Source organism: Paenibacillus ferrarius, assembly GCF_002027705.1.
In the GTDB taxonomy this organism is placed as follows: domain Bacteria; phylum Bacillota; class Bacilli; order Paenibacillales; family NBRC-103111; genus Paenibacillus_E; species Paenibacillus_E ferrarius.
This window is the reverse complement of the sequence record NZ_MBTG01000034.1, coordinates 77,591-102,970: the sequence shown is the minus strand read 5'-3', so window position 1 is coordinate 102,970 and position 25,380 is coordinate 77,591. Positions and strand designations below refer to the sequence as shown.

The window sequence follows — 25,380 nt, the reverse complement described above, 5'->3', positions numbered from 1 at the left end:
AAGAAGAGGCGATCCCCCTTTTCCCTGTCGTTTTATTTTAATACCCCATCATCTTGAAGCTGTTTCGTGTACATGGCGATGGCATCGTTCAGTTTGAATTTATCCTGCATCGTTTTCACATACGTATCCCAATTGGTCAATGGCTCTTTGCCCGTTACGAACTTAAGCATCATTTCATTCGCATATTTCAGTCGGTCCTGCGCCATCGGGTCGTTGTCAACAATACGCGGATTGATATTATTGTCTTTCAAGTAGCTGGTATTGATTTTCTGGTTGGCGTTGGTGACAGCCGTGTTCTTGAAATCAAAGTAAACACTGTCGTTAGCTTTGCGAACGAAGGCATAATTATAGCGCCATTCTACTTCCTTTTCATTGTAAGTGGACTTATCGATCAGCTTCGGCTGACCGTTCGCCACCGTAAAGGTCTTGTCCTTAATGCCATAAGCTAGATAAGGATAAGCTTCTTTACTCGTATACAAGTATTGAATGAACTCCATAGCACGCTTCGCCTTGCCGGCATCTTTCAACGCTTCCTTTGAAAGCCCTACCATGGATTGCTGGAACGGTTTCGTTTCCAGAATCTGGTCGCCATACGGCCCCTTCGGAGGCGCTATTTGCTTCCAGTCGGGTACGCTGCCTCCAGTATCCTGCATTTTTTTCGTATCAGCCGGCTCCAGCCGGCGCCAGTCTGCAATCATGATACCGACCTTGCCCTGATACATCTTATTATCGACTTTAAGTCCATCATCAATAGTCACCCAATCCGGATCCACCACTTTGGCGTCAATCATATCCTTAATAAACTGGAGGGCTTCCTTCGTCTTCGGATCCGTGTTGTATACAACGACTTTGCCATCCTTCACATCGACAAAATTGGGCTGTACGCCGAACATCCAGAAAATTTGCTGAAAGCCTTTCGCACCGCTCGAGCTGTAACCCAGAGTTCCTTCCTTCGGCAGCATGGCGACGAAACCATACGTATCGTTCTTGCCGTTGCCGTCCGGATCATTGAACGTGAACGCTTTCATAACTGTCATAAGCTCCTGCGGATTTGTCGGCACGGAGAGGTTCAACTTTTGCAGCCAGGTATTGTTGACCCACCAACCGTTAACGCCTCCGACCCCTTCGGAAGCAGGTATGCCAATCGTGTGTCCTTTATATTTCATAGGCTCTAGACGGGAAGCATCAAACGCCTTAGGAATTTCCGGGAATTGTTTCAGCAATTCGTCAAGATCAGCCAGCAAGCCTTGATCATAATATTTCACAGCCGAAGCTCGGTCAGGGAAAGAAACGATGTCCGGAATCTGATTGGAGGAGATCAGCAGATTGAGCTTGTCTTTCCAGTTTTCGCCGCCCATGGTCATCTCCAGATCAATATTATTGTCCTTTTCGATCATTTGGCGAATCGGGTCCTGCTCTTTGGCCGGCAGCGGCGTCGTCAACCGGTAACCGATCGTATTATAGAAGCTAAGTTTATATTTCTTGTCAGCTTCCTGTGACTTAGCCGTAGTTTGCGTCTGTCCGGATGCCGATGGCTCCGCCTTATTCTCGGCCTTGCTGCATCCCGCAGCAATCACTCCCATTGCTATTGTCAAACTGAGCAACGTACTAACGCTTTTTTTCCTCAAATTGAACCTCTCCCTTTTTATTATTGTAACATGCTATATCGAGAGTTATCTCTAGATATCTTTGAAATAATGGTTGCTTAACCTTTAATTGAGCCAACCAGCACACCTTGGGTAAAATGCTTTTGAATAAACGGATAAACAACCAGAATGGGCAGTGTCGTGACGACAACAGAGGCCATCTGTACGGAAATAGGATTCACGGCATCGGCAGCTTCAGCTGCGTCCCCGCTGATGGCGACAGATGCAAGCAGAATCTGCCTAAGGAACAGCTGGACAGGCTGACTTTCCGGGTTATTGATGTAAAGCAAGGCGTCAAAATAACTGTTCCAGTGCCACACGGCATAAAAGAGGCCAACCGTCGCAATAATCGGCAGCGACAACGGTAGGACGATGCGCACCAGAATCGAGATTTCCCCTGCTCCGTCAATACGAGCCGCTTCATCGATAGCTTCGGGCAGCTGCTCAAAAAAGCTTTTGACGATCATTAGATAAAAAGCATTAATCAGTCCTGGTATAATCAGCGACCACTCCGAATTCAGCAATCCTATTTCTTTGACGAGCAAATAGCTCGGAATAATGCCCCCGTTGAAGAGCATGGTGAAAACGATAAACAGCAGAAACCAGCTTCGCCCCGGCAAAGATTTACGAGAAAGCGGAAGCGCCGTCAAGACTGTAAAGAGCAAATTAAGCAGGGTACCCACAACAACTCGAAAAATGGTAATTTGATAGGCATCGAGCAGTCTGCCTCCTTGCATGATCTCCCGATAAGCCGTCAAAGTCATATGCGACGGGATTAGAACCAGCCCGTTGTTCTTAATAACCTCCGAGATCGGTGTCAGCGAAACGCTGATGACATAAAGAAACGGGAGCACGCAGGAGGCAGCGAGTAAGATAAGCAATGTGTAATTTAGGCCTTTGGCGATCCGGCCACTGGTTGTCGTGTGCTGCATAAGGCGCTTTTCCTCCTACCATATTTGTCCGTCGAATTTTTTGGCGATGCGATTCGCCCCGAGTACAAGTACGAAGCCGATGACGGATTTGAACAATCCGACCGCTGTGGCAAGTCCAATCCGCCCTTCTTGCATGCCGACACGATACACCCATGTTTCGATGACGTCTGCCTTCTCTTGATTAAGCGGATTCAGCATAATGAAAATCTGATCAAAACCCACATCGAGAATAGCGCTTAGACGCAGCACCAGCATAAGGATAATCACATTGCGGATGCCAGGCAGCGTGATGTGCCATAGCTGACGTGAACGGGAGGCGCCATCCACCTTCGCAGCCTCATACAGGCTAGGGTCAATGCCGGCTAACGACGCTAGATAAATAATCGCCCCCCAACCGATTGACTGCCAGATGTCCGTTGTCACGATGAGCGACCGGATGAGCCCCGATTCCGTCAGAAACGATATCCGATCCAGATGGAAGGCGTTCAATAGTTGGTTGATGAGCCCCGATCCAGGCGCCAGAAAAGCAACCAGCAACCCGTAAATAATGACCCATGAAAGAAAGTGAGGCAGGTACGTCAGTGTTTGAATCGTCCGTTTGAAACCGCCTGAGGTGACCGCATTAAGCATTAAAGCAAGTACAATCGGCGCTGGGAATGAGAAAATTAGCTTATACGCCGAGATGATAAGCGTGTTGCCAATAATTTGTTTCACATACACACCATCGAAAAACAGCTGAAAGTTATGCCAGCCTACCCAAGGACTTTGCCATAACCCTTGAAGAACGTTAAAGTCTTTAAACGCAGCGGCAATATATACCATCGGCACATATTTGAAAATGGCGAAGTATAGCAGACCTGGCAGCATGAAGGCATACATCACGCCGTATCTCCGCATAAGGTTTATTGTTGCGTACATGTGTTTAATCTCCTTTCTGTGATTGTTTGTATCTTTATTGTAACGCCACGAAAACGGATATCCTTTTCATATCTTCGGCATTTGGTCTAAAATCTTAGGAAACTTAAACCTAGTCTGCTTAACTTTAGCTTGCCAATACATAAAAATCCCCCTCCAACCATTTGTGGTCAGTGGGGGATTTTGAACTTTTTGCGCCTCTATAGTCCCAACAAGAGATAAATAATTGTGGCAGCTTCCGCACGCGTCGCATTCAACGAAGTGGAACTCGGATCACTGAAACTTGAATAAGTCGTCAAGATATCCACATTTTTGCCCAAAACCGCAGCCGCTTTTTGCGTTAACGCCACCATCTGCTGCTTCGTTAACGTCTGATTCGGGTTGAAATTACCGGCTTGATCCCGTTCCACGATGCCTTTTCCCGCTGCGGCAATAATGGCCGGATACTCCGTGTAGCCCGCAGCGCTCAAATCCGCAAAAACAGTCGGCGAATCGGAGTAATCATTCGGTATTTGCAAAGCTTTGGCAAGCATAACGGTGAAATCAGCTTTGGTAATCAGCGCTTCCGGCAAATAATAACGCGCCGTTCCACCTGCTACAATTCCTTTCGTAGCAACCGTGTTGATGGCCGACTTTGCCCAATAATTGGCGTTGACATCTTCATAGGTTTTTTCCTGAAGTTTCACCACGGTCATCGTATAAGGTTTCAACGTTGTTGTTGCCGAGAACTGACCGACTGGGACAATTGGAAATGGATTGCTTCGAGGCTCTTGTCTCCAGATGGTATAGTCGTTAACAAGAAAATCAGGCACAGGATCGCCGCCGTAAGACCAGATTGGCATCATTTGCTGACCAGGGAGCGACACCTCGATTTCTTTGTTAGTTCTATTGCTGAACACAACGGTTCTGACACCCTCTTGATCACCTAGGCCCCAAGCGCCAACGTCATTCACTTTCAGATCTTTCCCATAAACATAATCAGCTGGCATGGCATTGTTCATCATTCTGTAATCGCCTGCCGTCATATTCATGTCATAATAATAGTCGTTTTCCTTCAGCAATTTCCCGATTTCCCTGAAGGTGTAGTAAGGAGGAAGTACGACCATCCCTGCCTTATTGCTCGCATCGAACCGATCCTGTACGACGCCAAAAAATTGATTGTCAATGAGACAATGGTAGGCCGAAATTTGGACTTTGCCGGATTTCATGAAATTCAAAAATCGTTCCATATAATGCATGGCAAAAGCGGGCGTTTTCCCTAAATGAATTCTTCCTTTTTCGGTCAAATTAGTTTCGCCGCCAAAAATAAGCCCGCTAATACCGCCATACTCCGTAATCCAAAACTCCTTGTTTGGAAATTGCGCTGACTGCTCTTTAATCAATTGGTAGCGGTTCTCATTATTCACAGTGAGAAAGTCCATGAACTTCTCTTGGGTCAAATTATCAAGATCGTGAATGCCTGTATATTCATGCGGGATGACAGCATCATAAATATCCGGATTTGCGGCAATGGTCCTGTTCCATTCTTCCCATCTGACATAACGGTTATGGGCAGTATCGACCAGATCAAGCGGGTCATTCGGCTTATGCGCGTCAGGGTTGCCAACGATAATCGTCTCTTGCCATTTATCCAAAATAACGATGCCTACTTTGATCGATGGATCAATTTGCTTAATCGCCGTGTACACCTGACGTGCTTTATACACGTAATCGGTCACTGATGGAAAAGCATTGCCATAGTGATTCAGATAAAATTCATTGCCCATTTCGATACGAATTGGCTGCTGGGATAGACTCCGAATTTGCTGCACTTCATCTTTGATATCCTCCACAGACTGATAAGCCACATTGAGCACAAAAGTGCTTGGCAAATTAAGCTCATTAGGGCTCTTAAATATATCGTTGAGATAAATGCCATTTTTGCCGTTATTTTTCCCGTTGACGGAGGTGTACTCGAATCCAGTTGTTACATTCGCATAACGGGGATCGTTCGCATTGACCAGCGAGCCGTCTTTATACAAATAATAATTCGCCGCAGTGCCGTCTGGCACCCGCAGGAGATCAATCCCCAGATCCTTCATCAAGGAAATGTTTCTTGCACTGTACCATTGATCGGATCGGCCCAGATCATTCAGTTTGGGATCATTCATGCCATACAGAGCAGAGGGAATTGCTTGTTTGTCCCCATACACGGCGAATGAAGCCGTACTATGCGCCAGGGCTGCCGCCGGCGTAACCGTGACCTGACAAGTAACGACGATGCTGTTATTGGCTGTTACCGCTTGGATCACAGCGCTTCCTGGCGACACGGCTGTTACGGCTCTCGCTTTTGAAGCGCTTCCAGTTAGCTTCACAATTTGCTCGTTGCTGCTGCTCCATATGACGCTGTCATCATCCAATTCAACATTTGCCGGCTCATAGATGACTCGCAAATTTTCCGTGTCTCCCACACGAAGGTTCATCGTTGTTTTATAGAATTGCAAGCTGCTAAGAACAGGTCCTGTATAAGGGTTATCGGCTGCCGAAGCAAATACCCGCACATCGTCCAGGCTCGGCATCAATAAATTATGACCGAAGGTGATCGTTCTCTTGGCGGCTGTGAATAAGCCGGTATACATCCCCATCGTTTGATAGGCAGTTTCATCCTTTTTCTTGATTTGCACGATGACCGAATTGCCGTCTACCAATAATCTAACATCGTAACTAACCCCTGACTCGATAAGATAATCGGCAAGCTTGGTCTCGCCAACGATGCCTGATTTGTAAAATGAGATTTTATTTTGTTTCACTAACAACGAATCATAATTGCTGCTCTGGCTGTCGCCAAGATCAACTCGCATGAAAGATCCTGCCGCTGAGACGTCCGGGATTATGAGATTAAATGTGAGCAGAAATTTCTTCCATGACTTCCCCTTAATCCGCGCCTTGGACACAGAGTTTGCATCCTTGGCTGCAAACCGACCATCCACATATTGATAATTCATATAATTGCCTGGTGCCGCATCCCACTTGGCAGTCGCTTTGGCAAACGTATCCTCAAAAACATTAGGCCATGATGCTGTTAATTGGTCTACATCGGGAATTTGCGGGAATTCAGCCTCCGGCGAATAGACCTTTACATTGTCCAAGCTAGGCTTCAACAGATTGTGCCCGAACGTTACGGTTCTTTTCTCGGCTTCATACAAATTGGTGTACATGCCTATCGTTTGATAGACGGTTTGATCACTCTTCTTCAGTTGCACGATGGCCGAGCTGCCATCAACCAGTATTTTAAAATCGTAACTGACCCCAGATTCCATCGTGTAGTCGGCAAGCTTGGTTTCGCCAACGATGCCTGATTTGTAAAAAGATAGTTTATTTTGTTTTACTAATAGCGAATCATAGTTGCTGCTTTGGCTGTCGCCAAGGTCAACTCGCATGAAGGAGCCTGCCGCCGAAACATCGGGGATCACCAGATTAAACGTTAACAGGAATTGCGACCAATTCCTTCCTTTGATTCTTGCTTTCGAACTAGCATTGGAATCCTTGGCTGCAAACCGCCCATCCACATATTGATAATTCATATAGTTGCCCGCAGGAGCATCCCATTTGGCCGTGGGGCTGGTGAAAGCATCCTCAAAGACGACAGGCCAAGAAGCGGAAACTTGATCGACATCGGGAATGACTGTGCTTTGTGCGGATACTTGTGACGGCGCAGCGCATATGACACTCAACAATAAAGTAAACACCATAAACATACTCATATATCTTGCAAAATAGTTCATTTTCCATCCTCCCATTCACACATCAGATATTAAAACGCTTACATAAAATACCAAATCGAAACATCCAGTTGATTCTAACAGTAAATTCCTTCATCTCACCCCCCATCGTCTGTTATTTTCCTTTAATTACAGGCTTTATTCACCAAGTGCTGCAATGCTGCATATTCCGACACACATGTGCCCGCCTCAACATCTTCTTCGGTGAACACCGCCATCAGTATTTCTTTGGCCTTCTCCCGTTCCCTATCATAAATGACATAAATAAGGCCTTCTCGATCCTCTACACCATCCGGATAGGAGATATCTGATCTTTCATCAAGAACCAACCCGCCCTTCCACGTAAGTCCATCATCCTCGGACAGCATGGCAGTCAGGTGGCTTCGTCCTTTGAACCCATAGTGGTTAACCAGCAGCAGGCGTCCTGACTGCAGTCTGCGGATGAAGAAACGTGAGCTGGGGCCGCCAAGTACAGTCGGCTTGCCTGGCGACCAAGTACGCCCGCCATCATAAGAAATGCTTTCCCCGATTCCATAAAAAGCTCTGACCAGCATCCAGAGACTGCCGTCTCCCCGCTCAACGATCATATGCTCGTCGAAGTGACGATTCGGAATGTCCGCAGAACCTCGCAAGTGAAAGCTTGCTCCCTCATCCGTCGACACATACACATTCGAGAAGGCTTGCTCCGGCAGCTCGTTCAGCGGCGATTCATGACAAGCCCATACGGCAATCGGCAGCAGCCATTCTCCGTTTTTCAACACCGTTGGTTTATTCATCATAATCCCATCGGCAATACGTCTTGGATTCGTCCAGACAACTGTGTCAGCTCCCGGGTCCGCGCAGACCGAAGCCCATACTCCGCAGCGTCCGTCGTACCAGCTGTAACTTTGGGACCAGAATATCCACAAGCGTCCCGCAGGATCCTTCCACAAACATGGATCGAAAGCTCGCACCTGCTCCGGCGGATCAATCACATAGAGCAGATCAGACCACGACTGTCCGCGATCATCGCTCTTCACAAGTGCGACGTAATTGCTGGGGCCCTCACCTGTACCCCCACTGTAGAAGGCCGCCCACAACCTATTGTCAGGAGCGCATTCGATACCCGGGATTCCTTGCCACTGACGAACACGGTAATGATCTCCGATGACGGGCTGTATCGCTGCCCCTTCCAAAGCTAAATCAAAATTAGGTCTCATGACGCTTCCTCTCTTTCTTTAGCTCATCTAGATAGATAACACCCCCAGAGCTGCTTGCTAGGCAAAGCGATCTTAGGGGTGCGATAAGTTCTAGTAACGTTAATTGCTGTTACTTCAGCGGCTTGAAATCCGGCTGCAAATATTTCTTTAACTCCACCGTTTTGGCTTCCACATTGGCAGTCGTCAATTTATTGAACGCATCTCCAAGCTCCTGCAAAGACTTCTCAATTTCTGGAAGGTCCTTGCCTTTGATAAACAGCTCCGTCATAACATCATTGACAACACCTGACTTCTTGATATCGATGGAACCTACTTTGAGCGGAGGGTTCACAACCGAATAATCCAGTCGTGGCGCCATCGGGTAATTCGTTGACTTCCCGTTGATGACAAAACCTTCTGATCCCTTGCGATCCGCTGGTTGAATCGATTTATCTTGAGCGGCAAGGTTTGTAAAAGAACCAAGCCCCTTTTTGGCCAATGTCACAAACATTTCATCGGAGATGAAGAATTCCCATACCTTCTGTGCTTCTTTTAGATGCTCCGTTTTTTTGTTGATGCTGAATCCGCTGGCTGTCTCGTAGGCAGGACCACCGAGAACTTTTCCTCCCCAGGTAGGGAAGTCTGCCACAGCCCAGTCGATTTTGGCTGGGAACTGATCGTTGAATACCCCGATATCCCAAGTAGCGGCGGACAGCATGCCGATATTGCCCTCGGAGAACTGGGCGCGGATCATATCGTTGTCATAATTTCCTACGCCTGGAAAGACGCTGCCTTCCTTATTCACATCAATCCACCACTTCACATACTTTGCAAAAGGCGAAAAATCAAATTTTCCAGTTGCAGCATTCCAGCCTTCCCTGCCATAAATGTCTCCCGATACGGCTGCCGGATAGATCACATAGTAGCGCCAGAATACCGTCTGCTTGATCGGCAGGCCAAGGCCGAACTTCTTGCCGCCTCCACTGGCTGTTATCTGTTTCGCATATTGCTGCATTTCCTGCCAAGTCGTTGGCGGCTTCTCTGGATCAAGTCCAGACGCTTTGAACAAATCCTTGTTATAAACTAATTTCAAATTGGTTACGTTCTCAAAAACACGGTCCAGTTCACCATTCTTGGAGGTTGGCGGCGCTGTAAGAGCCGATTGATCAAAACGTTTGCGAATTTCCGGTGTAATCAGGGGATTCAAATCCAGCGGATAATCCGCATTGGCCAAATCGGCCGATATATTATAAGCAATATCCGGAAGTTTGCCGGCATTCAGTGCAAGCTTCAGCTGCTCATCATAGTTGTCCGAGTAAACCTTATAGTCAATCTGGATATTGTCAGGGTTCGTTTCATTGAACTTTTTGATCAAACTCTCCCTAACCTCAATATCATGCCTGGTGTTGGCCCAAACCTTGATTGTCACTTTTTCCTTCGGTTTTGCAGTGTCTACCGCTGGCGTGCTGCTTGCATTCTTGCCATTGCTTGTACTGGACGAGCATCCGGCAGACAGAGCCAGCACCACAGCAGCTATCGTAAGCAAACTGCGGTTTCCCCATTTATTTCTACTCAATTGCTTCAACCCCTCATCTTGATTTCAATTACACCCTCATTATAGAAAGGAATCCACCCGCAGTTAACCCCTCAAAACTCGTATTTACTGACAAACTAGCCGCGATTATGACAGCTTATCCACATAGGGAAGCAGCAGCTCGAAGCATTTGCCCTGCTCCAGCTTCTTCATCCGCAGGCCATGGGCTTCGCCAAAATAAAGCCGGATCCGCTCATGAACATTACGAATGCCAAAGGAGTCCGGATCGGGAACCTGTTCGCTAAGCAGCCGCAGCACCCGCTCCTCGTCCAGTACTTGTCCATCATCAAAGACACCTATGCAAAAAGCATCCTCTGCAGCACGCCAGCCTTCAACCTTGATAAGACTTCCTCCCGCCTGACGATTCATTCCGTACATGATGGCGTTCTCTACCAGCGGCTGAAGGGAGATTTTCACAATCTCCTGCTGCATGAATTCCTCAGAGATCTGGATGACAATCGTAAACTGTCCCTTGTAGCGGATTTGCTGCATGCCAATATAGTTATTCAGATGTTTCAGCTCCTGCTCAACGGTCACGATATCGACTTGATCAAGGCCCCCTCGAAGGAAGCCGCTTAGATATTCAATCATGCTGGTAAGCTCCCGATCCTTATGCACCAGCGCTTTCCACTGAATGGTGTCCAGACTATTGTAGAGAAAATGCGGGTTAATCTGATACTGCAGCAGCCTCAGACGATACTCCTTCTTCAGCACCTGCTCCTGGCGAATCTCCATTAACAGTTCACGAATGCCGTCATAGAGGACGCCAATTTCATCCCCCCGCACCAAAGGCGGGATGTGCAGATTGGCTCCGTCGCTTTTCTTGCGGACAACGAGCGAGGCCAGCCGTTCAATCGGCCGCGAGAAATTCCGCGCCAGCCGGATGGAGAGCAGCGTCATCCCCAACAGCAGCAGCACCACCAGACCAATGGTCCATTGATACACCTTGTAGAGCGGCAGCAGCACCTGATGCCTCGGCACAATGCCGAGCAGCATCCATTCCTCTCCGATCGTCCGTACGGAATAATAGCTGTCCCCTTCTGTAAAGCTGTATTCCGGCTTGTAAAGACTCTTCTCTTTGGGAAGACGAAGAATTCTCGACTGGAGCTCCGCATTTTTCTCCGTTCCCGGAGAACGGATTAATTTCCCATTCCCGGCATCGACAATGAGATACTGGCTTTGGCCTAGATGCTGCGGCTCCTCCAGCATCGCGCTCATGGAGCTGTACGGGACGGTAATCAACAGACAACCGTGCAATTGCTGGGCCGCAACACTGCCCAAAGGAACGATCCAGGTGAATTCGCCCGTTGTTTTATCGTCAGACAGCCAGTAAGCGTGTTCGAGCGTTCGTTTGTCCAAGGCAAAGCTCTCAATGCGTGCAGGATCTTCTTTTACGGGAAGTCCGTAGCTGGAAAGATAGTGATTTCGGGGCAAGAGAAAGGAAACGCGAAAATCCGCGTTAATATACTTGATATTGGTCAGGTACTGAGATAGCCGATTGGCCACCTCTACCTGCCTGAGAATAGGAGCTTGCGGATTGGCAAATGCCTGCATCAGCTCTTCATCCTGAAGAAACAGCCCCTCTGCTGTTTGGAATTCCTGGTACAGCTGTCCTAGTGGAGCAGCTGTGCGGGACAGAATCATGTCCGCGCTTTCTTCCAATTGCCGGGTGAATAAATTGGAAGTCACGAGAATATTCACAAGACCAACAGCCAGAAGTGGAAGTAGCGCCAATGCGAGCATAAGCAAGAACAGCTTTTGGTGAAACCGGCGGAAAGGCGGGCGGCGCTGCTTCATACCAGCGCCCCCCGATACTCGGAAGGCGTCATGCCATATTCCCTTTTGAACAACTTCACAAAATGCTCTACCTTGTTGTACCCCACTTTGTAGGACACCTCATACACCTTAAGCGTGGGATCCTTCAGCAGCCTGATCGCTGCGCCCATGCGGGCCCGAAGCAGGTGAACACGGAACGTGACTCCCGTCTGCTGCTTGAACAGCTCGCTCAAGTAAACGGGGGAAAGACCCAAATCCTCGGCAATGGTGGTCAATTGGAGATCCTGCTCGTATTCCTTGCCAATCCGCTCCAGGGCGAGCCGAATCAAGCGATGGATTCCTTTGCCGTGCCGCTGACGGAGCAGATGATGAATCTCATGGGTAAAGAAATATAGAAGTTCCTTGATTTTCGTATGACCGGAGATGCGCATCCGGAGGTCATCTGTATTCGGCAGAAGTCCTTCGCCTTGGGCCTGAGCATGTTCCCGTATCGTGGACAGCCATTCAAAGCACCAGCGCTCGGCTGCTTTCAGCTCCCATTCCATGAAGGCCGGAGCCAATTGGTTGAGCCACTCGATCACTCGGTCTGTATCTCCCTGCAGGATCCATCCAATGAGTTCTGTCATAGGCTTCGTCCATTGCATATAAGTCATTTCGTCGCGAGACGGCAAAAGAAAGCGAACCGGCTCCTCCGGATTCGCCCCCATATAAGCCATCATTTTCTCTGTTTCCCAAAACAATCCAGACAATTGAAGCGGACTTTGTCCAGACTCTGAAATCATAATATGTACTTTCTTCTTGGTAAACCGTTCAATCGAGTCGTATAGCCGCCGGGCAAAAATGAGAAGCTCCTCTTGGGAACTGATGCCTCCCGTAACCAGCAGCCACTTGCCGAAGGAAAGGCGAATCGGGCAAATAGCCTCATATTCGGCTATAAGCTCGAACATCACATTCTGCACGGCAAACTGGTCAATTTTGGCAGACTCCATATGACCGTGTTGATCAGCCCCATCCAACGTAATCAGGTGCAGTCTCAACTCGCCATCCAGCAGCCATTTCAGCCCAACCTGAACACACTCCTCTTTCCACTCATAGCCAGGTTGATCTCCTAATATGAGCTCCTGAATGTACTGTGAACGGATGGATTCCTCGTAATACCGATTGCGGCGGTCACGGTTTCTCAGCACCTTAAGCTGCTCCAGCCTGTCCACCTGTTTAAGGAGAACCTGCAGCAATTCTTCCGGTTTGGTCGGCTTGAGCAGATAGTCGGTTACCCCCAATTGGAGCGCCCTGCGGGCATAATCGAATTCACTGTAAGCACTGAGAATGATAAATTGGGTATTCGGCCGATACGCCTCCGCACGGGCTATCATCTCTAGTCCTGTCATATCCGGCATCCTGATGTCCGTAATGACAATATCCGGAGATACAGCCCGGATCTGTTCGAGGGCGCTTTCTCCATCCTCTGCTACACTGGCAACTACGAGATCGTATTCTTCCCAAGGAATAATTGTGACTAGTCTTTCCCGAATAAAATGCTCATCATCCACAATCAACACTTTATACATGCTGCATCCTCCGATCTGTCAACCCTTCACAGCACCTTGCGCAAGTCCACCTACAATTTGCCGGTTCAAAACAATAAATACGACGAGTACGGGAATGACAGAAATCATCGAACCCGCCAGCAATAAATTCCAGGCCGCTGCTCCTGAACCCATATTCCGCAGTTCAACTACACCTACAGTCAGTGTTTTGGTATCTGGATTGCCGATACTCATGACCAAAGGGAAAATATAATTATTCCATTCCGCAATAAATTCCAATAGGAAAAAAGTAGCGGTAATCGGAGCCATGAGCGGCAATGTCAATCGGTAAAAACGCTTGAAATAGGAGGCTCCATCCACAATAGCCGCCTCGTCCATCTCTTTGCCGAGCGATTTAACGAAACCTTCGTACAGGAAAACACTAGCTCCCAAACCGTACAAGGCAGCAAGAGGGATCGTAAAAATGCTGTCCGTGAGTCCCCAATCCACAGCAAGCTTGAACTTGGGAAACAAGGTCATCGGACCCAGACTAACGAACATCACCCCAATAATCAGCAGCGAGAGAAGTCGTTTGCCGGGAAATTGAGTTCTGGCAAATACATACCCGGACATCGCCCCCATAAACACACTCAGCCCAGAGCTGATCGTAGCAAAAACCACCGAGTTATAGAAATACAGGGAGAAATTCAGCTCTTTCCATACCTCCGAATAGTTGGAGAACACCCACTTCCGGGGCAGCAAGCCGCCGCCTGTAATCAGCTCCTGATTGGATTTGAAACTATAAAACAACACATAAATCACAGGAATCAAGGTTATGATGGCGACGACAGACAAAATTACATACTTTAACCACTTTAACAGATGTTTCACCTTGCTGTCCTCCTTAATTATGATAATCCATTTTCTTGGTTAACTTGAAGTAAGCTATCGAGATCACGACCAGGATAAGTGCGGTAAACACCGCCACCGTTGCCCCGTAGCCATAGTTGGTGCCTGCATCTCCTCCGAAAAACTGATGAAAAATATACAGGAAAGTCAGCTCAGTAGCATGGTTTGGTCCACCATCCGTAAGGACGAGAAAAGGGCCCATTGACTTGAGGGTTCCTAGAATAGACAGGAACAAAATCATTTGCAGAATCCGTCCCATCATCGGAAGGGAGATATAACGCACCCTCGTCCACCCCGTAGCTCCGTCGATATCAGCACTTTCATAGACATCTTTCGGAATGCTGGTGAGGCCTACAAGCAAAAGCAGCATATTGATCCCGAAATTTTGCCATGCGTCCAAAACCATCCCGCTAACAAAAGCTGTCCACCCGCCCGACAGGAAGGCAATGGGTTGATCGATCAAGTTGAGAGCGAGCAGCAGTTGATTAAGCCCCCCGTTGTACGGGTTCAGCAGGATATAAACGACCAAGGCCATCGTTGAGGCCGGCAAAATGTAAGGCATAACAAACATTGCCCGAAACGCATTTTTCCCTCTCAATTGCGAGCTGAGAAGCAGAGCCAGCATGAAGGCCAAAGGCAGCTCAAGAATGATTTTCAGGGAGAAAAGAGCCTGCTTCCAGAGGCTGGACCAGTAGACTTGATCATCCATCAACCTTTGGAAATTAGCGAGCCCCGTAAACCGCTCCGGCCTAACCCCGTCATAGTAATAAAATACGTATTTAACCGCCCAAGCGATCGGGTACAAAGAAAAAAGTACAAAGCAGCAAACAGGAATCAGCAGCATAAGGTAAGCAGCGCCATACTTTCTGCAAAAAAGTCGAAAGGGGTTTAGGGCTCTCACACTGGCTGCTGGTGTCATGTCAGACTCTACGGATAAATCAGTCATAATGGGTATTGCCCCCTTATTTATATTGGTAACGCCATTATAGCACCGCCTTTTTCGACTATCCCCCCCTTAAACTTTATATATACTGCACAGAATACGAGAAATTTAATGACGGGATTGATGCTTCTTCCAAATAACTCCACAAAGGCAAGAAAAGGGGGCTGTCTCAACGCGCGAAGGAAGGCTGCTTCCCCTCCAAAGCACGCTGAGCCTGCCAAAAAGGCCGTCTCCGGAGGGTGACAGCAGCTAACACGCTATGAGCCTGCGGAAAAAGCAGTCTCCACGCGCGAAGTAGGCTGCTTCTCCTCCAAAGCACGCTGAGCCTGCCAAAAAGGTCGTCTCCGCAGGGTGACAGCAGCTAACACGCTATGAGCCTGCGGAAAAAGCAGCCTCCACGCGCGAAGTAGGCTGCTTCTCCTCCAAAACATGGACATGCGCGTCGGGGCAAATGCTTATTTTCTGGAGAGCGGTAATCAAGAAGTTAAAGTCAGTCTGAAGTACTTACGTTTGAAAAACCAAGCACGTAAAAAGCTCCGAAGCGAAAAAGGTAAACCCTTGCGGGGCAGTAGACACCAAAAACAAAGCAGTTCCAGTCCGAGCGTTTCCAGTATCGTCTTGCCTCCCGCATTAGCACAATGGACGGTGCTCGTGGGATACAGTCGGCTGGTTTGGGACTCAGAGTGTGCCCTACCCAAAAAAAATCGGCCTATGACCTGCAGTTCCAGCATGGAACAAACAGGCTCACAGGCCAAGTATATTTTCATTCATGGTGGTGGCGGTCAGGTCATGTTAATTGGGGCAGTTTCTTGTTTGATTAATTTCTACTAGCTATAGCATCTGATTTCATAAATGGCTGCCGAAGGATCTCCATTCGTTGATTGGATCGTGACGCGCAGGCGATCTGCTGCTGCGCTCTCCGGCAGTTCATGCTTGCGGTGCCGCTGATAATTGCCGGCTACCTGAACAACGGTCTTCCATTGTCCTTGAACATAAGTTTCAATTGTATAATCTTTGGCACACTGAGGATCTCGATAGAAAGGTGAGTAAGCATGGTATTCGCGAATCAAATGACCAGGGAAAGTAAGTTCCACATGCCGAATGGACTGCGTTTCTTGCCAAATCAGCTCCAAATAAGCGCCAAGGGGTTCATTCGGTTCCGATCTCCACAGATTCGTGAATTGATGAGGACGGGTTACGCCGCTAAGGACATTCTCAGGCCCGAAACAAGGCTGAGCCGGCGATACTTTAAAGCTCATCGTAATTCCGTTATCATACCTTCGCATGCGATTAAGTCCAATCTCATTAGCAGACATATGCCCCGGTACGATGCATCCCGCACGGTGCCATTCCAGATCTGGATTCCCCAATAAATCCAGTCGAACGTAGCTGCCAGGCTGCAGACCGGTGGCATTTACTGCCCATTCTACCCAAATCCGTTCACCTTCTGGGATCTCCAGCGTTTGTTCATTCAACAAAGTCCCTGTATTTACACGATAATCCCAAATATGATCGACCCTTGCAAGAGCAACTTTAAGCTGCTGTACGTGCCCGGAATTGTTGCTCACACAGAAAGACAGGGTGTCAATATGGTCTGTGCCAACAGCAATCCATTGCCCTCTGCGCTGCAGCAGACGGTCGTGAGGGATTCTATGGTTCTGATCTCTCCAAACGGTTAAGCCCTCATGGAACCCCTTGCTTTCAGGGCCCGCTCCGTACAATAGAGCTTGACTGCTCGCAGATACGGAAGCCTTACGCGCCAAATCGTACGGGTCTTCATTCTTGTAATTGGGCAAGAAGCAGCCATCCCTGAGCAAAGCTTGTTGTACTTCCGTAATGGAAGTATCAGGAACTTCTTGAATCGAGATGCCTTTGCGAATTGCAAGCGCAGCGCTTAAACCTGCCGCTTGCCCCATCAGCGCTGTGGTTCCCATCACTCTCACTGTACCCAACGCAGCATGTGTAACGCTGACGTTGCGGCCAGCCATCATGAGATTGTCCACATCTTTGCTGATCATGATGCGAAGCGGGATACCATAGGGTCCGCAGTAGCTTTTGATGGCGTATTCGCTTGATTGTGTGTAGCCTTCCGCGCTTGCCGGCTCGCTATGAGCTGCCAAGAGTCCGCCTGGTGTATGCAGGTCCAGGAACCAACCGCCGAACGCGATTTCATCGTGAAATACGGTTCGTTCCGCTGGATCGTGTTCGGTCATGAGATACTGCCCCATAATCCGGCGGCTTTCCCGTTTGCCAGGCACTTGACCAATCCAGTCAAGGGCATAGTTGGCCGCCTTTTCTTTCGTTTTCGGATCTTTATTTTTGATCCAATCCCAAATGCCAAGCGTATGACGGGTCAACTCGTGGCGAATATCCTCCGCCTCATAGATTGTATTCCAAGGGACTCCGATCTCAATCCACCAATAGCCGCCCTTCATTTCTTTCGGAAGACGCCCCTGATCGTAGAAATAGCTTGGATCTTCGTGTTTGACAGCCCAATCAGGCGCAGTAAACGGAACCGGCCGCCCCATATCTCGGGCTTTGAAATGTATGGAGTTGCCCATGGTATCCTTGCTTGCCGCTTCAGGCGCATGGAATTCTTGGAATTCATCGCGGCCTTCCGAGCCCATTCTCCACTCGCAGCCGGCCAAATGAGCAACCGTGCCGTCTCCCGTACAATCGATGAAAGTTTTCCCGTGAATCGTCAGCTTGGTTTCTGCATTCGCCACGTAGCAAACGACGGAGGCGATTTGCCGCTCATCTGTCATGTTGACGGACTGGACAGCCGTATTCACATGAAACTTGAGATTCGGCGTTTTCATTGCCAAATCATACATCGTCATATCCCATACGCTGTTCGTCCAACCGTTCTCCCATATTTCTTCGTGATTGGCGGCTCGTTCTTCGATCAGCAGTTCCGACAAAATGCCGGTTTCCCTCGCATAAGCATGAAATGCTGCGGCGCCATGCGGCGTTACGCGAACTTCCGAAGAACTGTTGCCTCCGAACACCGGCCGATCCTGAATCAGGCAAGTTGTCGCACCTTGGCGAGCGGATGAGACGGCTGCGCAAAATCCAGCCAGCCCCCCGCCGCAAACAACAACGTCGTACGTTTCTTGTGTTATTTTCATCTTGTAGTTCCCTCCGCTTCCCATATCCTCTTTCTCTTATTTGGTCATGCCTAAGCTTTTCAACTGCTTCTGCGCCGATTCTTGAAATGCTTTGTAATTGAACTGCGTATCGAGCGTTTTGAGGAATTGGTCATATTCGGATAAAGGCCGCTTGCCATACAAGAATTTGATAATTTCTTCCGTTCCATAACGATCCGCTTCGGCTGGATTATAACCGGACGGAATGTCCAAGTAACCATTCACCGCCTGAATGCGCGGTTGTTTGCTTGTAAAATCAATATAAGAAGCCTGATTTACAAAACGAGCGGATAAATACTCTAGCTCAGGACGACCTGTAAATTGATAAGACCAAATGTAGCCGCCTTCTTTACCCAGCAAATCGGTCGGTTTGGGCTTGCCATTTTCAAGCGTATAATGCTTGCCTTCAATACCGTACTGAACAAGCTCAGCACCCTTGCCTTCAGACACGTAGTTAAGCAAATCAAACACTTTCTGAAGCTTGACAGGGTCTTTCTCAAGTTTCTTCGGAATCCCCAGCATCATTGGCGATTTGCCGCTGTCCCAAGTGCCGTCGAATTGTCCAGCCGGACCTTTTGGCGCAGCAATTTGAATCCATTCCGCTTTCGGATTCACCGCTTTGGTCTGCTCCACGAATTGGTCTTTCTTGATGTTGGCCCAGTCGATGTACACGATTCCTGCTTGCCCCTGAATCGCTTTCTGCTGATGCTGCAACCCTGTATTGGCCGCAACCTCGGAATCGATCACTTTCGCATCAAAATATTTCTTGGCGTCCGTCAAAGCCTCAATCATGGCTGGATCATGATAAGCGTCGACAGCCTTGCCATCCTTAATATATACGCTGCCCGGAATACCTACGCCATGTCCGCCCAGAATCGGAGATATCGCCGCGCCTACACCGCCATTAAAGTTGAAGGTATGGAAGCCGCCCCCGCTTCCTCCCGTAATTCCGACCGTATCTTTCTTCCCATTGCCGTCAGGGTCATTCTCCGTAAAAGCTTTGGCAACCGCATACAATTCATCCAGCGTCGTTGGTACTTTAAGGTTTAATTTATCGAGCCAATCCTTGCGCACCCAGTAGGTCCAATAGTCGATTTGCGGCGCTTTATTAATCGCATATAATTTCCCGTTGTAGTAACCTTTTTTTAAGTTATCCTCGCCTAGAAATTTCTTGACACTCCCAAGTTTATCCAGGTAAGGAGTCAAATCGAGCAGAACATCGGATTGCGATAATTGAGCCAAAGCTTGACGATCGACAATTTGGAACAGATCCGGATAGTTAGCGCTTGCAACTCTTACATTCAGGTTGTTCTGATAGTCGGCAACAGCCGCATAGGAAGTTACCATTAAATTAAGACCAAGGGCTTTGTCCAATGCCTGTTTAATAAAATCTGCATCCGGAGCTGGCATGGCGGCAGCATTCTCAATAACCTCGAGCTTCACAGGATCGCTGGACTTTGCTGCGGGACTGACTGTGGTACTGCCTGCGGGACTGGGAGAAGCACTATCGGCTGACTTGGTACCTGAACTGCTGCAACCTGCTAACGTTGTACTTGCGAGCATAGTGAAAACTGCTAAACCTAAGGCGAAACGTCTTTTTTGGCTAATCATGTATATTCCCCTTTTCCATCTAATCATTTATGAAGGGAGGTCGCCCTCCTAGTCACCGATCATTAACCTTTTACTGCGCCTAAGAGCATGCCTTTCGTAAAGTACTTTTGAATAAACGGGTAGACAAGAATGATCGGCAAGCTTGCCGAAATCACCGCAGCCATCTGCATCGTAACAGCAGGAACCATGCTTTCCGTATTGCTCATGGATGACAGTGTTTGCATCAGAATATCTCGGACGACCACCTGAAGCGGATACAAATTCCGGTCCGACACATACATAATCGCTTGAAAAAACTCATTCCAGTGCGACACTGCGTAAAACAAGCATAAGGTTAAGAAAACCGGGGTAGAGAGCGGCACGACAATTTGCCACAATATCCTAAATTCTTTGGCCCCGTCGATTTTCGCCGATTCGAACAGTTCCTCAGGCAAATTGTCAAAAAAACTTTTCATAATCAGCACATTGTAGCTCCAAATAATATTGGGAACGATCATGGAGAATAGACTGTCCAGCATGCCAGTTGATTTGACAATCAGATACGTCGGGATAATCCCTCCGTTGAATATGAACGTAAACACGATGGCGAATAAAATATATTTCCGTCCTGGAAATCCTTTGCGACTCAGCGGGTAAGCCAGCAGCGTAGTCAGAACAATATTCAGGAACGTTCCCACGACGGTGATAATGATCGTAACTCTAAACGCTCGCGGGATGGTCGATTCTGAAAATAACTGCTTGTATGCCTCAAAGGTTATCGATTTCGGTATGATCACATACCCGCCATTTTTGAGAACCTCGCTGTAAGGCGTAATTGATACGGAAAATACATAAAGCAGCGGAACAAGTGCAATCGCGCCGAGCACGGCAAGCAGCACATACACGAAGGTATTAAAAACAACATCGCCTTTTTGTTTTACCATATGGAACCTCCCCAACGCTTAGCCAGCTTATTCGCGCCGAGCACCAAGACAAGCCCTACAATCGATTTAAACAATCCGACAGCAGCTCCCAAGCTGAAATTCAATTGCTGCAAACCCGTGCGGAATACCCACGTATCGATGATATCGGCAACTGGGTACACCTGAATGTTGTACATAATATAAATTTGCTCAAATCCGGCATCAAGGAAATGGCCCAGACGCAGAATCAGCAGCAGAATAATCACATTCCTAATACCCGGTAGGGTAATATGCCAAATCATTCTTAATCGACCTGCTCCATCCACTTTGGCCGCCTCATATAGCGTAGGATCGATAGCAGTCATCGCTGCCAAGTAAATGATCGCTCCGTAACCGATTTGCTGCCAGATATCTGACCCAACAAGGATCGATCGGAACCATGAGGTAGATGTCAGGAAGGAGATCGCTTCTCCGCCGGATTCAACAATCAGCCGATTCACAATGCCTGAACTTTCGGACAGGAAAGCAATGAGTATGCCATAGATGATGACCCAGGAGAGGAAATACGGCATGTACGTCAACGTTTGAATCAAATTTTTGAACCAAACAATTCTAGCCTCATTCAACAACAAGGCCAATAGGATAGGGGGGAAGATTCCGAACGCCAACTTGTAAAAACTGATTAAAAACGTATTCGTCAGCAATTGCGTAAAATAGGGCGAGTCATAAAATGTTTGAAAATGCTTATACCATGGATTGGCCCATGGGCTTGAAACAATCCCCTTTGTGAAGCTGTAATCCTTAAAAGCAATCAACGTGCCGTACATCGGCAAGTATCGATACACGATATAATACAGAACACCTGGCAAAATCATGACGTATAACGCTTTAAACTCCCATATTCGCTTCCATAGGCTTCTTGCTCTGCTCCCAAACAAGGGCCGTAACGATGCAGGTTTTCCGATACCCGCTTTAGTCTCCACTCTCTCACCTCTTATCTAAATGTTTGCGCTTTCAACTCCCCCTTGCTACTAATCATAACAAGCTGCAAACCGATAAAATATACATGAAAATAGTCAAAATGTACGTGAAATAAACATAAAATCCATGATTGTTCATCATGGATTCGGATGGATAGGAATTTTAATGCGAATAACCGTGCCGGCGCCTTCTTTGCTGATCAGCTTCAAGCCAAATGGGGCGCCATAGTGCAACCGGAAACGCTCATGCACATTAACAAAACCGATGCTGTTGAATCTTCCCTTTCGGTTGCTGCCCTCCCGATTATTAAACAATTGCTGCTGTTTCTGCTTACTCATGCCTACACCATTGTCTGCAACGTAGACGAACAAGGATTGGCCGTGGACTTTCGCCCGAATCTGAATGATGCCCGGCTTCCTGGTCGGCAGAATGCCATGGAATATCGCATTTTCCACGATCGGTTGGATGGATAGCTTCAAGATCTCGCATTGCCGCGCTTCATCAGAGATATCTATTTGTAGGTCGAAATGGGGACCATACCGGATCGACTGAATTTGCACGAACATTCCGATGCTCTCGAGCTCCTGGCGAAGCTGTACTTTCTCCGATATCTTATCGAAGCTGTAAGAAAGCAGTCCACTTAACGAACGGATCGTCGCCTCCACCTCATGAATGCGTTCCTGCTGAGCCAAACTGTGAATGCAAGCCAGCGTATTGTGCAGAAAATGGGGACCGATCTGACTTTGCAGCATTTTGATTTCCAGTTCTTTTCTGCGCTCTGCGTTTTGCTCCCTTTCATTCATCAAACCTACGATGCGATCCATCATCAGATTGTAGCTCGTAATCAAACTGCCGATTTCGTCATTGCGCACATCCAATATTTTCAGAGGAACGTCCAGTGTGCGTACTTTATTCATTTTGACAACTAACTTCTTGATTGGATTGGTGAAATATCGGCTTATTATCAATGTACAAAGAAACAGAGCAGCTACCCATAGAAGAAGCGTATTGCGCGCATTCGTATACAAGGAAGAAACGCTTTGGTAGAAATAGTTCTCGTCATAGATCGAAAACAAATTCCAGCCCAAATAATTCGCCAGCGATTTAACGATAATGAGCTTCCCCTTAGGTCCCTCTACCTCATTATAGCCATACTCCAAATCAGACAATCGTTTCACAAAAGCGGGTTGAATTCTGGAAGGAACAACGGTATTGTCATAGGGCAGGAGCAAGCTCTGATTGTCTTTGGTTACAATATTCCCCTCTTGGGTAATCACCACGAAGGTTTGATGTACGCCGGCAAGCAGCGGCGCCAAGCGTATGGCCAAATTCTCCAAGTCAATTTCCCCTATGACAACAGCTGAAACATGACCGTTATTATCCTTTACAGGCTTCATGAAAGCAACGGTTCTTCCGGATAACAGCGAATTATAAGGTTCACTCCAGGTTAAAGCATTCGCATTCTCCAAAGCGCGCTGATACAGCCCGGGCAAATTGGGATTGCCCAAAATGTCATAATACAATTGACTATTCGTAAATACCTCGCCGTTTTCCGTCACGACATACAGCGTTTTGATATTCAGTTGATTCAAATTGCCATATCGCCTGAGCGTGCTCTCAATTATTTCCTTCTTGTCTTGGGACCACTCCCTTTCTGCTGACAAAATGGAAAGGATGCTCTTAATATTTTCCACATATGCATCGATAAATTGATTGGTCCGAACCATCAGTTCCTTCGAATCATTCGTAATTACCTGTTTGTACAGTACTTCGGAATCTTTATAATTTTTGTAGGCCATGCCGAGAAATAAGGCAACCGTAACGACAAAGAGAATGACAAACAATTTCCATACCATGCCCCAACTCTGAACCCAGACCAACAACCTCTTCAACAGCTTCACCCTTTCTTGAAATCGGATGGTGTGAGCCCTGTCCATTCCCTGAATACATTGGAGAAATATCGGTAGCTGGGGATTCCCACTTTCTCGGCAACCTCATATACTTTTAAATTTGTTTGATTTAACAGGCGAATGGCCGTTTCCATCCGCAGCCGGGTCATGTACTCATTGAACGACTCGCCTGTTTCATCGCGAAACAGCCTGCCCAAATATTGAGGGCTTAGCCCAACTTGCGCCGCTATCGCATTCAGCGTGATCGGCTGTGACAAATCCGCCTCAATCATCGCCTTGACTTCCCGTAGTTCAGATCGCAAGCTGGCGATCGTCCCGCTGCTTCGGATGGCATGCATCAGCACCTCCAGAAAGGATCCCAATGATTCCTCTTGCAGAAGGGAAGCACCGAAGCCGCTTTCCTTGGGATGATACCCCCATTCGCGAAACAACTCCGTGCAAATTCGCACAAGAACCTGTTTGAACTCGGCAGGATTCCATCTCTCGCTTAGCGCATACGGCTTTAGGCCCTCATCGATAAATTGGCAAAGCTGCTCCGGATCGCGGCCTACTTTCCGCAACTCTTCCCGCAAGCTTTTCTCTTGAGCCTCCGTTACGGGCTTTAATTCAGGCGGGGCGCCTTCGAATAGCAGCGGCGAATCCGCTTGGTAGAAAACCGCCTTCTTCCATTTGTATATCGTCAGGTAATCATCACGAACAGATTCCGGCAGGAACGGAGTACTGAGCAGGACGGCGAACCAGCGAATTTCGTATTGCACAAAAGAACATTTATCTTCCATCCGTCTCTGCAATTGAGCTAACAATTGCTCCATATCACTTGTCCAATTCACGCCCGATGACGCCGAGGTTCCCATGAATAGAAACCATTCACCGGACTGGGAAGGAACGAAGCTGAACCCGTCCTGACAGCCTTCGCGTCGCACCAATATATCTTGTACTTCCTTCTCGAGAAGCAGGCTTGCCTGATTCCTGTTTTCTGTGAAGAGTACGGCATACCGCTGTCCTTCCAGATTGCTGACAGGCGCCTGCAAACCTGTTGACGCAATGGTGTATCCGCGGTTGAGATAAAGCATAAGTTCCCGCGCCTTCTCCCAACGGTGCCTCTCCGCCATGGATGACTGGAAAACGGCGGCGCGCTCGAGATTCTCTCTCGCCCGATCGAAGAGCTTCACGAAATCATGCTCCGTGAAGCTCATCTTCAGCAAGTAGTCTAGTGCTCCGTAATGGAGACTTTTGACAGCATAGTCAAAATCGCTATGTGCGGTGAACAACACAACTTGAATCGATGGAAGCTGCTGTTTCAGTGCAATCAGCAGACTGATTCCGTCCATAACAGGCATCGTAATATCTGTGATGACGACGTCTGGCTGAAGTTCTTGGCACAAGGACAAAGCCTCTTCGCCATCTCGTGCTTCTCCGATACATGCTGCTCCAAAAGCAGCCCAGTTCAGGGATTGCAATCTTTGACGCAGCGGCAGTTCGTCATCCACAATTAACACCGTTAGAAGTGCGTCCCGCATTCTTTCTCCATCTCCTCACATTTTCGACACATTTCGATAATAATCCTAATCATAAAACACGATTGGAATCTCAACAAGCTGAATTACGAACCCTATCTATATGGTTGCAGTCGCAGTTGGATAGGCAGTC

At 47.9% G+C, this 25,380-nt stretch carries 16 protein-coding genes; all 16 read right to left on the bottom strand.

What is annotated here, in order from left to right; translation table 11 throughout:
* Window positions 1–32 precede the first annotated feature (32 nt).
* Window positions 33–1,628, bottom strand: a complete 1,596-nt coding sequence (locus tag BC351_RS28900; protein ID WP_079417535.1) for a type 2 periplasmic-binding domain-containing protein — start codon at window positions 1,626–1,628, stop codon at window positions 33–35.
* Between the two features lie 77 nt (window positions 1,629–1,705).
* Window positions 1,706–2,578 carry a carbohydrate ABC transporter permease gene (locus BC351_RS28895; RefSeq protein WP_079417533.1) on the bottom strand — a complete coding sequence of 291 codons (873 nt, stop codon included), beginning with the start codon at window positions 2,576–2,578 and terminating at the stop codon, window positions 1,706–1,708.
* A 15-nt stretch (window positions 2,579–2,593) separates the two neighbouring features.
* The gene (locus tag BC351_RS28890) at window positions 2,594–3,496 is read right to left on the bottom strand and encodes an ABC transporter permease (RefSeq protein WP_079417531.1); all 903 of its coding nucleotides are present in this window, start codon (window positions 3,494–3,496) and stop codon (window positions 2,594–2,596) included.
* Window positions 3,497–3,693: 197 nt separating this feature from the next.
* Window positions 3,694–7,257 (bottom strand): S-layer homology domain-containing protein, encoded by a 3,564-nt coding sequence (locus tag BC351_RS28885; protein WP_158082265.1) that lies wholly within the window; start codon window positions 7,255–7,257, stop codon window positions 3,694–3,696.
* 122 nt (window positions 7,258–7,379) lie between these two features.
* Complete coding sequence (locus tag BC351_RS28880) at window positions 7,380–8,453, bottom strand: sialidase family protein (protein ID WP_079417527.1); 1,074 nt, start codon at window positions 8,451–8,453, stop codon at window positions 7,380–7,382.
* Between the two features lie 109 nt (window positions 8,454–8,562).
* On the bottom strand, window positions 8,563–10,008 hold the full coding sequence (locus BC351_RS28875) for an ABC transporter substrate-binding protein (RefSeq protein WP_158082264.1): 1,446 nt from the start codon (window positions 10,006–10,008) through the stop codon (window positions 8,563–8,565).
* 105 nt (window positions 10,009–10,113) lie between these two features.
* Window positions 10,114–11,823: a sensor histidine kinase gene (locus BC351_RS28870; protein ID WP_079417523.1), complete on the bottom strand. Its 1,710-nt coding sequence runs from the start codon at window positions 11,821–11,823 to the stop codon at window positions 10,114–10,116.
* Window positions 11,820–13,370 carry a response regulator transcription factor gene (locus tag BC351_RS28865; RefSeq protein ID WP_079417521.1) on the bottom strand — a complete coding sequence of 517 codons (1,551 nt, stop codon included), beginning with the start codon at window positions 13,368–13,370 and terminating at the stop codon, window positions 11,820–11,822. The genes BC351_RS28870 and BC351_RS28865 overlap by 4 nt, the downstream gene beginning before the upstream one ends.
* A gap of 18 nt (window positions 13,371–13,388) precedes the next feature.
* Complete coding sequence (locus BC351_RS28860) at window positions 13,389–14,219, bottom strand: carbohydrate ABC transporter permease (RefSeq protein ID WP_079417519.1); 831 nt, start codon at window positions 14,217–14,219, stop codon at window positions 13,389–13,391.
* A 13-nt stretch (window positions 14,220–14,232) separates the two neighbouring features.
* Window positions 14,233–15,183: a carbohydrate ABC transporter permease gene (locus BC351_RS28855; protein WP_079417517.1), complete on the bottom strand. Its 951-nt coding sequence runs from the start codon at window positions 15,181–15,183 to the stop codon at window positions 14,233–14,235.
* Window positions 15,184–16,007: 824 nt separating this feature from the next.
* The gene (locus BC351_RS28840; RefSeq protein ID WP_079417901.1) at window positions 16,008–18,308 is read right to left on the bottom strand and encodes an FAD-dependent oxidoreductase; all 2,301 of its coding nucleotides are present in this window, start codon (window positions 18,306–18,308) and stop codon (window positions 16,008–16,010) included.
* A gap of 36 nt (window positions 18,309–18,344) precedes the next feature.
* Entirely contained in the window at window positions 18,345–19,937 is a 1,593-nt protein-coding gene (locus BC351_RS28835) for a type 2 periplasmic-binding domain-containing protein (RefSeq protein WP_208629863.1), read from the bottom strand.
* A gap of 62 nt (window positions 19,938–19,999) precedes the next feature.
* Entirely contained in the window at window positions 20,000–20,860 is an 861-nt protein-coding gene (locus tag BC351_RS28830; RefSeq protein ID WP_079417511.1) for a carbohydrate ABC transporter permease, read from the bottom strand.
* The gene (locus BC351_RS28825) at window positions 20,854–21,714 is read right to left on the bottom strand and encodes an ABC transporter permease (RefSeq protein WP_144028568.1); all 861 of its coding nucleotides are present in this window, start codon (window positions 21,712–21,714) and stop codon (window positions 20,854–20,856) included. The genes BC351_RS28830 and BC351_RS28825 overlap by 7 nt, the downstream gene beginning before the upstream one ends.
* 243 nt (window positions 21,715–21,957) lie before the next feature.
* Entirely contained in the window at window positions 21,958–23,712 is a 1,755-nt protein-coding gene (locus tag BC351_RS28820; protein WP_158082263.1) for a cache domain-containing sensor histidine kinase, read from the bottom strand.
* Window positions 23,713–23,717: 5 nt separating this feature from the next.
* Window positions 23,718–25,250, bottom strand: coding sequence for a helix-turn-helix domain-containing protein (locus BC351_RS28815; RefSeq protein WP_079417505.1), 1,533 nt, complete (start codon window positions 25,248–25,250; stop codon window positions 23,718–23,720).
* Between the last annotated feature and the right edge of the window lie 130 nt (window positions 25,251–25,380).